Here is a 15,473-nt window from a genome sequence, read left to right as displayed (position 1 = left end):
GCGGAAACTTTCACGGCAGACAGTCAAGGGTGGGCAAATTTTAGCTACTCTCTGTCAGAGTTAAGTGCCGGAAATTACGAGGTAAAGGCGATCGCCTACGATGCAGCAGGCGATACCAGCAACACGGTAATCAAGAGCTTTACTGTCAAAGAAACTACAGTTACACCAACGCCAACACCCACTCCAATACCCACTCCCACTCCCACTCCAACGCCCACTCCCACAAATACAGCACCACAAGACTTACAATTTGAGGTTTTAACGACTTACACATTAGGAGAAAAAATTAGCTTTACGGGTGGTAAAGTTTACGATGCAAACGGTGTTTCTAATCTTAAAAATGTCGAAATTTTTCAAAAAAAGGAAGGCGGAGAATGGCTCAACGTTGGCAATGTTGAAAGTTTCATTGCTGATAGCCAAGGGTGGGGAACTTTTAGCTATTTTTTGTCGGATTTAAGTGTAGGGAAGTACGAGGTAAAAGCGATCGCCTACGACCTAGAAGGCGCTACCAGCGAAACGATACTCAAAAGCTTTACTGTCAAGGAGGCTACAGTTACTCCAACACCTACTCCAACGCCAACGCCAACACCAATTCCGACTCCGATTAACCAATCTCCAGAAAATTTGCAATTTAGCCTACTAACTACTTATCAACCAAACGAGGCAATTCAGTTAACAAATGCCAAAATTTTTGATACAAATGGAGCCAATAACTTAGCAAAAGTAGATTTCTGGTTGCAAAAAGAGGGGGGAGAATGGACAGATATTAGGGACGCTACTACTTTTACGTCAGACAGTTTAGACAATCGTTGGGCAACTTTTAATTATACTTTGGATGGATTGGCTGCAGGTAAATACCAGTTGAAGGCGATCGCCTACGATCAAGCAGGCGCAGCCAGCAATGAAGTGGTACGCAATTTGTTGATCAATAGTGCACCAGGCGATTTACAATTTAGAATTTTACCTCTATATACCAAGGGTGAAAAAATTAGCTTTAGTGGCGCTAAGGTTTTTGATACTGAAGGAGTCAGCGATATTGCTAAAATCGATTTCTGGTTTCAAAAAGAAGGTGGTGAGAAAATTGAAATCGCTAAAGATGTTACTGAGTTTATCAGTGACAGCGATGGGTTTGGCCGATTCAACTTTAGTGATAATTTGAGCAGTTTAGAACCGGGTCGTTATCAATTGTCGGCGATCGCTTATGACAAAGCAGGTAGTGCTAGTCCAGTAGCGAGTGAAAAATTTGCTTTAATTAGCGATCCGGGTCCAGAGGGGTTGTCTGATGAAGTCAGATTGGCGATCGTCGGTGCTGCAAATCTCGACAGCTACCCGCCTGAAGCTTTAGCTGAAACAAAGGAATGGGTTGTTTGGGTAACGCCTGGACAGTCTTCACAGCAGTTAGCAGGTAGTATTGGTGCGATCGACCAGGGAGAAACGGGTCACATTCCTAACACATTTATCTGGAAATTTCCAGAGGGAATAGATGTTAAAGATGTGGCGAATCAGCTAACAACACTGTCAGGAGTAGAATATGCTTATCCCCAAGTTCCTGTCAAATTAAATTTGTTGTACGAACCGAAGGATACCTTATACAAAGAGCAGTGGAATTTACAGAATGCGAAAGTACCCGCAACTTGGGATGTAATTAATCCTGCAACTTCTCAAACAGTGCGAGGGAGGGGCGCAACTATTGCAATTGTTGATGATGGTTTGGAAGACAAACATCCAGATTTAGCAAGTCGGTACAACCCGAATTTGAGTTGGGATTTTACTGACAAAGATAGCGATCCTTCGCCATCATCCACAACTACATTTTTAGCGGATATTTCAAAGCCAAAAGTTAATAGTTGGAGTAGTATCAACTTCTCTCTTCCTGTGAATTTGACAGGAATGGTAAAAGATGTTCAAGCTAACTTCGATTTCAGTCAATCTCTACCACCTAATTTACCCAAACCTGAAGATTTGCAAGTATCTCTGTACAGTCCTAGCGAATCTGGATTTGATCTTTTTTATCGGCGTGCTTCTTTTGGTGGAAGATTATGGTGGCCTGGTAGGGATGATTTGAAATTCACGCAATATGCCAAAATTAAGTTCAGTGAAAATAGTTCTCAAAGCTTCAATCTAAATCAATTTTATGGAAGTTATGCAGGTGGTGATTGGCAATTAGAAATTAAAAATCCCAATCCCGATGAGTATGATGCGGACGAAATGCGCCAGCTTAGTCAAGAACTTTTGAAACGTTGGACATTACAAATTAACACTGCTAACCCTCACGGAACGGCAGTTGCTGGGATTGCAGCGGCGACTGAAAATGGCAAAGGTATAGTTGGTGTAGCTCCTGAAGCAAAATTAGCAGGATTGCGACTATTTGGTAACACAGATCCACTTAACCAGAAGGTTGACTCTGGTGGAAAACAGGTTGCTGATGCTTTGTTCGATCCTCGGACACAACCGGGACAATCTAATCGCAATCAGTCGATCGATATTTTTAATAACAGTTGGGGCCCTGAATACATGAGGCGGCAACCTTTAGCTTTGTACGCCTTGCAAACAGGAGTTACCAAAGGTCGAAGTGGGCTGGGAAATACCTATGTATTTGCTGGTGGGAATGAAGGGAACTTCAACGGGAATGTCAATTATAATAGTTTTGCGAGTTCCCGTAATGCGATCGCCGTAGGAGCGATCGACAAAGCAGGGAATCACGCCACATATAGTACACCCGGCTCAGCAATTTTCATTTCAGCCTCCTCCGACAATGGCGATCCCAATAACTCACAAGGGATTACAACAACAGATATTTTTGAAAGTGGGTCTCGCTATGCTAATGATTTTGGCGGGACTTCTGCGGCGGCGCCTTTAGTTTCTGGAGTTATTGCTTTGATGCTAGAGGCTAACCCTAAACTAACCATGCGCGATAAGGAACACATTCTGGCCAAGACGGCTCATAAAAATGATCCCAATGGCAATGATGGGGAAGGAAAACCAAAATGGGAGCAGAATAAAGCAGGACTTTGGGTGAGTTATGAATATGGCTTTGGGGCGATCGATGCCGCCGCTGCAGTGAATGCTGCTGTTAATTGGACACCAGTGGGAAATCAAGTTTTAGTGACTTCTGACTTGCAGAATGTGATTCAAACTATTCCTGATGGCAGCACAACGGGAATAGAAGCGAAGACTACGATTTCTCAGAATATTATTGTTGAAAAAGCAGAAGTAATTTTTGACGCCAATCATCCAGACTGGGGCGACTTCACGGTGAAACTAATTTCGCCAGATGGTACTGAATCGGTGTTAGCAAATACTATACCTGAAATCCCCAATTCCAATAATAGCGATAAGATAGTGCCAGATTCTAATCAATGGAAGTTTATCTCTATTCGACACTGGGGCGAGTTATCAAAGGGTGAATGGAAGTTGCAGGTTATTGATAAGAATGGCAACGAATTGAAAGGAGATTGGAAGAGTTGGAAGCTCAATCTTTACGGATTAGAACTAGACGAGTCTCCTAATGTTGTTACCAATACAAAAGACAGCGGTCCAGGTAGTTTACGGGATGTTTTGAAGTGGGCTAATAGCAGTCCTGGCAAGGATACAGTTCTCTTTAAGATTCCTCCCACCGATTCGAGTTACAACACCAGCACCAATGCTTTTACTATTCGACCACTATCACCATTGCCACAGATTACCGACCCAGTAATTATTGATGGCACGACTCAGCCGGGATTTTCAGAGCGACCAGTGATTGAATTAGATGGCAGTAATGTATCAGTGGATGGTTTATATATCTCTGCTGGCAACAGTACAGTCAGAGGATTAACCATCAATCGTTTTGGTGTTGATGCTATCCGATTGATTGATAATGGTGGCAACATTATTGAAGGCAACTTCATTGGTACTGATGTAACTGGTACTCAAGATTTTGGCAACGGCTTTAGTGGCATTTCAGTTTGGACACCTAATAATATTATTGGTGGCAAAACTGTTAAAGCACGCAACATCATATCGGGCAATGATAATGTTGGGATTTACATTACCGAGTCAAATGCTAATAACAACCTGATTCAAGGCAACTATATCGGTAGCGATGTTACCGGCACGAAAGATTTGGGCAATACAAATAATGGTGTTGCTATTTTGAACGCAAGTAATAACACAGTTGGCGGGACAACGATTGAGGCAGGCAACTTGATATTCGGTAACGGTAAAAATGGTGTCTTTATTAACGGCGATGTTTCAACTGGCAATGCTATTTTATCTAATTCTATATCCGGCAACGATCTCTTGGGCATCGGTTTTGGAGATAATGGATTGACTGTGAATGATTTAGGAGATGGCGACACAGGTATTAACAATTTACAGAATTTCCCTGAGTTGACTTCCGCTATTTCTAGCAATGGAACTACCACTATTAAAGGAAAGATAAATAGCACTCCCAATACTACATTCAGAATAGAATTATTTTCTAACACGGCTTTAGATGACTCTGGTTTGGGTAGTGGAAGTTATGGAGAAGGAGAGAAGTTCCTTGGATTCCAGAATGTGACGACAGATAGCAGTGGTAATGCGACTGTCGCCATTAATTTACCGTTAGCTGTGCCCCTGGGTCAATTTATTACTGCTACTGCCACTGATCCTGAGAATAACACTTCGGAGTTTTCTCAAATCCTTGAAGTCAAAGAAAATTCAGATCCCAAGCTTGAGTGGGTACGCCAGTTTGGTACTTCCCTTCAAGAGATTGGTAGGGATATTGCTACTGATAGTGCAGGAAATATTTATATGGTTGGTTTCACTGGGGATGGCGATACAACTACCGGTAATTGGGATACTTTATTCACCAAGTATGATAGTAATGGCAACAAACTTTGGCAGAAATTTTTAGATAATCCGGCAACGGATTTTGCGTCAGGAGTAAAGATTGACGCAGCCAATAATGTTTATATTGTTGGATACACTAATAGCTCTTCTGATTCGGATCGTGATGCTTATATCTATAAGTATGACAGTAATGGTAATGAAATCTGGCAGAAAGTATTCAGTAGTCAAGATACCTTTGCGGATTTGGCCGACTACGCTACGGGAGTGGGTACTGATAATGCAGGTAACATCTATGTTGCGGGTAATACTTGGGGTTCCTTCGATCCTACAAAAGCATGGTCAAACGTACCTCATCAAGATGCTTTCATCGCTAAATATGACACTAATGGCAATCAGGTTTGGGTTAAAGATTTTGGCACACCGCAAGACCAAAATGCGCGTGCAGTAACTACTGATAATGCGGGCAATAGCTACATTGTAGGACATACTGATGAAACAATTGAAAATGGAAGAGATGCCTTCATTACTAAATATGACACTAATGGTAATCAGGTTTGGATTCGTCAATTTGGTACAGCAGCCTCGGATTCAGCCTATGGAGTAACTATTGGCAATGATGGCAATCTTTATGTCACTGGGAATACTAGAGGCAACTTAAATGGTAATAACAATAGCGGCGGATCAGATAACTTTTTAGTTAAGTATGATACCAACGGCACTCAGCTTTGGGCTAATCAGTTTGGAACGGTTGGTGATGAAAATACCCTCGGAGTCAGCTTAGATAAAAATGGGAATATATATGTTGCAGGCATGACTCAAGGTTCTTTAGAAAGCAGTATCAATGCAGGAAATTATGATATTTTTGTAACAAAGTTGGATAGCAGTGGAGTTTTTTCGTGGAGCCAACAGCTAGGTACCGCTGGTAAAGATGATACATACAAGCTAGTTATTGATAATGCTGATAACATCTATATAACTGGTAGTGTTAGTGGTTCTTTGGAAGGTCAACCCTATGCAGGTTCTACTGATGCTGTTCTAATTAAATATAAGATTGGTTAAATAATATGTAACCAAGGTTATATCCGAGCGCAGGCTCGGGCACTTTCATCCCACATTCCGCAGGTAGCACGATCGTCCGGGAATTTTTTCAATTGAGATGGCACCGCAGCTCAAGAGAGAAGATAATATTTACGGCAAGGAGCGCCAAAGAATTGGATAATCCACAATCGTTCTTGCGTCAGATTGGTAATCTGCTTGACCCCATTAATTGTCAACAAATGAATTGACATGAAACATTGAAACACCCACCGCAGAGTTGGTTTGGTCGTAGGCTTACCTACTTGATTATCAATGGTTTGTTGAGCCCTATCGAGAGCGTGCCGGAGGGAACGTTGGCCTAAACTATAAACCAGCAAACACAAACCCATTAACATTGCTAGCGCAGCTACTCGTTGAGGAGTCTTGAGAAAGACACTAGAAGTAAAGAATAAGGGGTCTTTAAGAAATCGAAAACCTCGCTCCGTCGATTGCTGTGCCTTATATTCTTGCAGAATCTGGTCATCAGTCAAAACTTGCTCGTCCAAAACATTCGTAGCCAAAAGGAACAATCCAGCGCGTTGCCGTTCGGCATTAATGACACTAGCTTTCGGGACAAGTGTGGCAGAGATTTGATAATGTTTCTGACCAACTGCATCCTTACGAGGTCTGCCACGTCTGGCATATTCAACTATTTCGATCACTTGCAGGTCGTGCAATTGATGGTAAGGTAACTGTTGCGAAAATGCGCTCGCAGCAGAAGTGGCATCTGGTTGACAAGCAAACCGTTGACTTTCTAATTGCTTGAGTGCTGAAGTGGCGAGTGTGAAATGTTTGGCTAAGCGTTTCTCCAATTGTTTTAAATCAGATGCCAAACGCATCTGACTCTTAACCACTAACCATCGTTGTGGCACGTCGGCATAACGATTCCCACAAGCAGCAATCTGGTAGCCAGTTAGCAAACTATTCACCCATGCGTCTGGGTGAATCTGCTGCAACAATTCTTTAGCCGAGGATAAGGTAGCAGGGACTCTTGATACCCATCGCAATTGTGCCATCTGTTGCAGATTTACAGAAGTATAGAGAGCAGCATCGGCCACAAACAGTGCATCCACATCCCATTGCTGTCTGAATTCAAGAATCAGTTGGGCAAATACAGATGAGTCGGTTTCATTGCCATCTCCCGCTCTCAAGTACAAGGGGATGTCTCCATCCCCACTGCACATCAGATCCACCATAAATTGCTTTAAATCGGGGCGGTGATCTCTGGAATAGCCGTAGGTAATGTCAATTGTACCTAGTTCTCCTGTCTCACTTTGAGCGCTTAGGTAATCACCATCAACGTGTAGGGAACTCGAATCTAGGTGTAGGCTGTGCAAGTCTACACCAAAACGTCGTGCAGCAGACAGTGCTATTGTGACAAATAGTTCTGTCAGTCCTGCGGCATATAATTTGTCTAGGATGCGCCCTAACCTGTCATCATTTAAGTGTTCTGGTCTGATGCCTTCTCCCAACAAGTGCTCTGTGGCTTTACCGAAAAAAAACTTTTCCAATAGATACAGTGGAGCACTGACAAAGCCCAATCCATTCACTATCATGGCTTTGACTGCTTGCCCTGGTGTGATGAGGGACTGTGGGTGAGTCCCCAGTAGTTGATCGATCTGTTCTACTAATCCCATTTCATCACAGATACCGGCAATGAGTCCGCAGTGGTCAATATCCTGTACTCTTATATTTGACGCTTCAATATTTCTCATATCTTAAAAATACTGGGTTTTGCGATCGCACCTGCGGAATATGGGTTTCATCATCCAATCCGGTTGATTTTACCCGTTACCGACAGTCAGGACACGGCGTCGTGCCGTTTCCCTACAATTAATCGGCTAATGGTTACATCCTCAGCTCATTATCTTGTAAAATTAGCTCAACATTTTAACTCCTAACCCTTTTATATCTTCCTTCCTCGTGAGCCATAAAACAAAAGCAAAAATATTCTGTATTCTATTTTACCTTTGTGGCTTTCCAACTTTGGTAACGGCCCAAATTGTCCCCGATGCCACTCTACCCAACAATTCCACAGTCACCCCTGACGGCAACACCTTAACCATTGAAGGCGGCACAGAAGCCGATCGCAACCTGTTCCATAGTTTTCGAGAATTTTCCGTCCCCACCGGTGGCAGAGCGTTTTTCAACAACGCTGATACGATTCAAAATATCTTCACTCGCGTCACAGGCGGGTCAATTTCTAACATTGATGGCATTCTCCAAACCAACGGCACTGCTAACCTATTTCTCCTCAACCCCAACGGGATTATTTTTGGCCCGAATGCCAGCCTGAATATCGGTGGCTCGTTTCTAGGCACTACAGCCGATCGCATCAATTTCGCTGACGGTACATCATTCAGTGCTACCAATCCCCAAACAACTCCTCTGCTAACTATCAGTATTCCCACTAGCTTGCAATTTGGTCCGAATCCTGGTCAAATTGTCGATCTATCTGTAGCCGTTTCTGCTTTTGATGACAGCGGCGAAGGCAATCAGAACCCCGTAGGTTTAGAAGTTTTACCCGGTCAAACTTTAGCGCTAGTGGGCGGCGACGTAGCGCTTCCCGGTGGAATTTTGACAGCGCCGGGAGGCAGAATTGAACTGGGCAGTGTCGGTGCTAACAGTTTAGTTAGCCTGACTTTCAATGACTCAGGTTTCGCTTTGGGATATGCAGGTGTCCGCGACTTCCAAGACATTGAATTGTCACAGGGTGCGGTTGTAAGTGCTAGCGGTGAAGGTGGCGGCACGATTCAAGTACAGGGGCGGCGGGTAGTGCTGACGGAGGACTCAGGAATTCTCTCTGAGACTTTCGGAAGTCAAAATGGGGGTACTGTCTCTATCCAAGCAGCACAGTTGATTGCTGAAGGTGGCGGTTATGTGGATACGACTACCTACGGGGCTGGGAGAGGTGGCAATTTATCCATCACAGCGACAGATTCCATAGAATTGAGTGGAACTAATGCTGATGGCACTTTGGGCAGTGGCTTATTTGCTCAAGTTAATGTTGAAAATGGGCAAACTTTACCGACAACAGGAAATGCCGGAGATTTGACGATCGCCACTGGTCGATTAATTTTACGAGATGGGGCACAGGTAGGCTCAAATACTTTTTCTGAGGGTTCAGCGGGAAGATTAAGTGTAACTGCTTCGGAGTCTGTAGAAGTAATTGGGCGATCGGCAGATGGTCTGATTCCCAGTGCGTTAGTAAATCAGGCTGAAAAAGGTTCTTCTGGAAATGCTCAAGATTTAACCATTTCCACCAGAGAGTTGATTTTGCGAGATGGAAGTGAAATTTCATCTCTCACCAATGGCACTGGGAATGCAGGTAATATATTCATTCAAGCGTCCGAGCAGTTGATTGTTCAAGATCGGGCTGGAATATCGGCTCTGACTGTGGGTAACGGGCGGGGTGGCAATATCAGTATTGAAACAGAACGCTTAATAGCTCAAAATGGCGGTCAGGTATTAGCAACAACTCAAGGTAGCGGGCAAGCAGGGACTTTAACTGTAAACGCCAGAGAATCTGTCGAACTCGCTGGCACGGGTATAGATGGCTTTCCCAGCGGTTTGTTCACCCAGTCCACAGGGTTAGAAACGGACTCTAATGCTGGCAATGCAGATAACTTGACAGTAACAACGAGGCAGTTAACGGTTCGGGATGGAGCCGCGATATCAGCAGATACTTTTGCAGGTGGAAGGGGAGGTTCTCTGACAGTCAATGCCTCAGAGTCTATTGAAGTGAGTGGAACTTCCGGCATCGTGCCAGCAGAGGTTTCTCCCTTAGTCAGGGCGGACGGGCGCTTGCCCAGCCGTTTAACAGCAGTGACAACGGGCAGCGGAGAAGCAGGGAATGTAACTATAAATACGGGACTGCTGAGGGTACGAGATGGGGCAAGTGTGGCTGTAGATGGGAGCAGAGGTACGGGATCTGCGGGGAACCTGGAGGTAACAGCCAGTGACATCCGACTAGACAGGGGAACCATTACCGCAGAAACTAGATCCGGTGACTCCGGCAATATCAACCTCCAAGTTCCCAACTTCTTACAAATGCGTAACAACAGCAATATTACGGTTACAGCCACTGGCGATGCCATAGGTGGCAATATCAGGATTGATACCAGAGCCTTAATTGCTGGCACTAATAGTGACATCACCGCCAATGCAGTCAACCGCGAAGCTGGCCGTGTTGAAATTACTGCCCCAGAAGGAATCTTCGGTGCCCGATCGCGCCGCGCAACAGATCCCGCATCCAACCTCACCAGCGACATCACCGCCACGTCCTTGCGAGGCCCTGAACTGGACGGCCAAGTTCTCCTCAACACACCGGATATTGACCCCACCCAAGGCGTGATTCAATTACCAAGGACGATCGCGAATCCAGATGCGATCACCCAAATTTGCCCTAATCAGCGACAGTCAGGAACCGACAAAACCTTCACCAGAATTGGGCGTGGCTTGCCAGCCAATCCAGCGGAAACTCCAGGTAATGGCTCCACCGCCGTCGGTTTAGCCGATGCTGTAGCGCCTGTAGAACAACGAACTAGAACTGCTCCACCCCAACAAGTCGGAGCCCCTAACCGACCCGTCCTATCGGCTCAAGGTTGGGCAATTAACAGCAAAGGAGAAGTGATTTTTACTGCTAATCCTGCTACTGTTATCCTCCAAAGCCCCGTTCAACCTATCGGTGGTTGCTATGGCCAATAAAGGAAATCAAAAAAAGGGCGATTTCCTCCTACAAATAGCTGTGGGAGTATTAGCTAGTAATTGGACGCTTTTGCCACTGAAAGCACAAACCGTTCCCTTATTTCCAGTAGACTTCACAGCACAAACACCGATCGAAACTCAAACTCCTAACCTCTCAGAACCTTTAGCACCGCAAACAGCCCCTTCCGAGCCAAATCTACCCCAGCCTGAACCATCTCCTAGCTTACAACAAGGGGAAACTGAACCTAATTCCGATACCAGTGAGGTTTATGAATGTCCGATCACGCGATCGGTCGAACCCCAATCTCCCACAACCCAAACACCAGAAGATAACAAAACCAATGAAGTAATCGAAGCAATCTCCGTTACTAACTTCCGCTTCATTGGCAATACAGTTTTCAGTCAAAAAACCCTAGAACAAAAAATTATCAAGAAAATCCTCAAATTAGATAGCAATACTAACCGAATCACATTTGCCCAATTGCAGCAAATTATTTCAGAAGTAACAAAATTCTATAACGAGAAAGGATATATAAATTCTTTTGCCTACCTTCCCACCACTAGCGAAGAACCAAATCAAAGGTTACAAAACCGAGGCGCTGCTGGGGAAGTTATCATTAAAATAGTCGAAGGTGGCTTAGAATCAATTCGAGTCAGGAGGCGGACGGGAAAACAGCGACTCAATTTCAATTATATATGCAGCCGTTTGGCGATCGCCTCCCAGCCCCTACAAACATCTCGTCTCTTAGATGCCCTGCGATTGCTCCAACTCGATCCCTTAATTAAAAGTATTTCTGCTGAATTAATACCCGGTTCCCAGTTATACAGAAGTGCCCTAGAAGTTAAATTCGAGGAGGAAAAAACCTTTAGTGCTGCATTGCTACTAGATAATCGACGGGCTCCCAGCATCGGCAGTTTCCGCCGTCAATTACAACTAACCGAAGCCAACTTATTAGGAAAAGGAGATGGTTTAAGTCTAGCTTACACCAATACGGACGGCAGCAATGCTTTTGACCTCAGCTATACACTGCCCTTAAATCCTAACAATGGCACAATTAATTTGTCAGCCGGTGTTACTGCCAATCGTGTCATTGAAGAACCTTTTGAAAAAGTTGATATAAGAGCAGCAGCCCAATACTTTGATCTAACTTTGCGCCAACCTATATTGAGAAATCCCCGACAAGAATTAGCTGTAGGAGTGACAGCAACTAGGCGCGAAAGTGGCACTTCCATTTTAGGGGAAGATTTTCCCCTGTCTGCGGGTGCGGATGCCAAAGGGCGCACGGGAATATCAGCAGTCAGGTTTTTTCAAGATTGGACTGTGCGGAACAATGATGAATTATTGGCTTTGCGCTCTCAATTTAGTTTGGGATTAGGAGTGTTTAATGCTACTGTTAATAGCGAGGCTCCTGATAGCCGATTTTTGGCCTGGCGGGGTCAGGGACAATGGATTCGCCGCTTGAGGAGAGACACTTTTGTATTGGCAAAAACTGATATACAATTGGCGAATAGGACACTTTTACCTCTAGAACAATTTGGGATTGGAGGTGGGAATAGTGTCAGAGGTTATCGGCAGGATATTCTGTTGGCTGATAATGGAATTTCAGCATCGGCGGAACTTAGGTTTCCGATTTTTGGTAGGTCCGATCGAGGGTTAGGGGTTTTACAAATTACTCCTTTTGTTGATGCTGGTACTGTTTGGAATAGTTCAGGTAGAGATAGCTTAGAGCGTCAATTATTGCTCTCGGTTGGTACGGGTTTGCGGTGGGAATTGGGTGATAGTATGTCGGCCAATTTTTATTGGGGTATTCCTTTAGTTGATGTGAATTCGAGGGGGACAACATGGCAAGAAAAAGGTTTACATTTTTCCGTTCTATCCAGGTTCTCTTTTTGAAACCAGCACGACTGACGTGGGGGCGAAGTCTGAGGCTATTTACTATCTTATTTGTGGCAGTATTATTATCATTGTTTGCTGCCAATGTCAAGGCTCAATCGGGATTGAATTTGGAAAAAAGTGGGGTATCACATTCTCTAATTAGTTGGGAAAAAGGGGATGAATTTTCAGTAATTTCTGGAAAATTAGGGATTGGCAATCAGTCGCGATCGCCCCAAGCCTGGGAAGATTTGGCTAGAACCAGTTATGCCGCAGGGGATTTCCCAGAGGCTGCGAAGCATTGGCGGCAAGCTGTTGCGGGTTTTGAGGTGGGGGGGGATTGGTTGAATCAGGCGATCGCCCTGAGTAATCTTTCGTTGACATATCAACAGTTGGGGGATTGGAAAGAGGCTAATAGTGCGATCGGCCTGAGTCGGAGTTTGTTACCGGAGGAAACTGGGGTAAAGTCGCCAGGGGAATTAAAGGTGATCGCTCAAATCCTCGATATTCAATCTAATGGGCAATGGGAACAGGGACAAATCACTCTTGCTTTGCAAACAGGGAAGCAAGCAACGAATATTTATGTGAAATTAAAGGATAATTTAGGATGGAAACGCAGCCTAATTGCTCAAATTAAAACCCTGCAAGCATTAGGTTTATATCAGCAAGCTTGCCAAGCAATTATCCCAGTTGTAGAATCAAACAATCTAGAAAACTTCACCATTCCAAGTCAGGATTGTCAGCAGTTAATTACTGAAAAATTAGTAACAATCAAAGAAAGTGTCAAAAAGCCATCAAATTCGACTTTTAAAAATATCCAAATTACGGGGGCGCGTCTCCTTGGTGATGTGTGGAGACAGCTTGGCTATTTGAAAGAGTCAAAAGAGTTGCTGGAAGAAGTAGATCGAGTTGTTACTCAACAAGCATATCCTCAAGAACAGGCTTTAATCTTACTAAGTTTAGGTGATACTTACAAGTCTATAGGAAATAGAAACAAATTCTTGTCCGAGTTGGATCAGTCTGAAAAATACTACCAAACTGCTATAGATTCCTATAAAAAATCGGCGAAGGTGGCTGCAAAGAATTCTTTTGTAAAAGTCCAGGCACAACTGAATTTATTAAGTCTTTTAGTTGATTTTAAAATTGGATTGGCGGCAAATCCAAAGGAAATCAAACAATTGCGGTTAGAAATTTTGTCTGAATTAAATAAGTTGCCGCCAAGTCACAAGCTAGTTTATGCGGAAGTTAGCTTGATGAATAGTTTAGTTAAGTTCAAGAATCAACTAAAAACTCCTAATAATGTTTCAAATTCGTCTAACGTAAATTCAGATAAAATATTGAATTACTGTTTGCCAAATTCTGCAATTGTGGCTGCAAGTGTACTGGGAAATATTGAGTCTGTGTCTTGGGGATGGGGAGAAGTTGGCAAATTGGGTGCAAAGGCGATCGCATTGGCTAGGGATTTGGGCGATTTTAGGGCAACAGCCTATGCTTTGGGCAATTTGGGTACCGTGTATGAAAAAAATCAGCAGTGGCTAGAGGCTCAACAGTGCACGGAACAAGCTTTGTTGTTGTCGCAGAATGTTCAGTTAAATGCGCCGGATCTTGCCTATGAGTGGCAGTCGCAATTGGGGCGGATTCGTTGGAATGGGGCGAAGGATGTGGACGGTGCGATCGCAGCTTATACGGCTGCATTTAATACGTTACAGTCGCTACGCAACGATCTAGTGCCAATTAGTCGGGATGGACAATTCGATTTTCGCGATCGGGTAGAACCTGTTTATCGCGAATTAGTTGACTTGTTGTTGCAGGATAATCAGCCTAGTCAAGAGAATTTGAAACAAGCTCGCAGTGTAATTGAAGCACTTCAGGTTGCTGAATTGGATAACTTTTTTCGCGATGCTTGCGTCGTGGTGAATAAGTCAGAAGAGATAGATCGAATTGCTGACAAATACGATCCAACGGCGGCAGTTATCCATGCAATTATTTTAAAAGATCGTTTAGCAATTATCCTGAAATTACCAGGCAAAACATCCTTAGAATATCGGCAAACCTACCAGCCGGAGACACTCGTAAAAAAAACAATCCAAAATCTACAAAAATATTTAGTTGACAAAAGTAGCACTCCCGAAGTCGTAGCAGAATCAGAAAAACTGTACAAATGGTTGATAGAACCAGTAGAATCATTGGTTGAAAATGCTAAAAATGTAGAAACATTAGTATTTATCTTAGACAGGCCCCTGCAGGTGATCCCAATGGGAGCTCTTTACGATAAGCGCTCAGATAAGTATCTAATGGAAAAAAATTATGCTCTTGCTCTAGTTCCGGGTTTACAGCTTCTCGAACCTAAACCTTGGAATCAAGTAAAATCAAGCAAGTTAAAAGTTTTGCTAGGAGGTGTAGATCAACCCCAGACACTAGAAGGTCAAGATTTTGCAAAAATCGAAAAATTACTAGAAGAATTGGATGGAATCGGAAAAATTGTAGCAACCAGCAAAAGATTTTTGAATGAAGAGTTTACTCTAACCAACCTTCAACAAGAGTTGGCCTTGGCTAATATCCCTATTCTGCATATCAAAACACATGGTCAGTTTAGCTCCGATCCCGAAAAAACTTTTATTGTTGCTTTTGGAAGCTTGCTCAAAAGTCAAGATTTGGATAAATTGATTAAGAGGGGTAATAAAAAGGATGTTCGAGCGATCGAGTTACTGGTACTCAGTGCTTGCAAAACAGCAAAAGGGGATGATAGAGCAGTCTTAGGACTATCGGGGGTAGCTATACGGGCAGGTGCCCGCAGTACCGTTTCAAGTTTGTGGGTAGCAGAAGATGCCGCCAACACAAAAATTATAGTGCGATTCTATGAAGAGTTGCGTAAACCGGGAATGACAAGGGCGAAAGCACTTCATATTGCTCAAAAAGCGTACTTTGAAACAGGAAAAGAACCCTATTTTTGGGCACCTTATATTATCGTTGGCAATTGGCTGTAACTCCATAGGATTAA

General features: G+C 43.8%; 5 protein-coding genes. 4 read left to right on the top strand and 1 reads right to left on the bottom strand.

Features of this window, described 5'->3' with window-relative positions:
• Positions 1-5,874: S8 family serine peptidase (locus QUA33_RS17835; RefSeq protein WP_333149912.1), on the top strand; the 5,874-nt coding region annotated here is incomplete at its 5' end.
• A gap of 110 nt (positions 5,875-5,984) precedes the next feature.
• Here the strand turns inward: QUA33_RS17835 and QUA33_RS17830 are convergent.
• A complete protein-coding gene (locus QUA33_RS17830; RefSeq protein WP_333149910.1) occupies positions 5,985-7,607 on the bottom strand; it encodes an IS1634 family transposase in 1,623 nt (540 codons plus the stop codon).
• Positions 7,608-7,878: 271 nt separating this feature from the next.
• Here QUA33_RS17830 and QUA33_RS17825 point away from each other — a divergent pair, with 271 nt between their 5' ends.
• Genes QUA33_RS17825 through QUA33_RS17815 form a run of 3 tightly spaced genes read left to right on the top strand, consistent with a single transcriptional unit; the run spans position 7,879 to position 15,459 of the window.
• A complete protein-coding gene (locus QUA33_RS17825) occupies positions 7,879-10,599 on the top strand; it encodes a two-partner secretion domain-containing protein (protein WP_333149909.1) in 2,721 nt (906 codons plus the stop codon).
• On the top strand, positions 10,589-12,493 hold the full coding sequence (locus QUA33_RS17820) for a ShlB/FhaC/HecB family hemolysin secretion/activation protein (RefSeq protein WP_333149907.1): 1,905 nt from the start codon (positions 10,589-10,591) through the stop codon (positions 12,491-12,493). The genes QUA33_RS17825 and QUA33_RS17820 overlap by 11 nt, the downstream gene beginning before the upstream one ends.
• Entirely contained in the window at positions 12,490-15,459 is a 2,970-nt protein-coding gene (locus QUA33_RS17815) for a CHAT domain-containing protein (protein WP_333149905.1), read from the top strand. The genes QUA33_RS17820 and QUA33_RS17815 overlap by 4 nt, the downstream gene beginning before the upstream one ends.
• Positions 15,460-15,473: the final 14 nt, after the last annotated feature.

This window comes from Microcoleus sp. Pol14D4 (genome assembly GCF_036701245.1).
Taxonomy (GTDB): domain Bacteria; phylum Cyanobacteriota; class Cyanobacteriia; order Cyanobacteriales; family Microcoleaceae; genus Microcoleus.
This window is presented reverse-complemented; position numbering and strand designations above follow the sequence as displayed.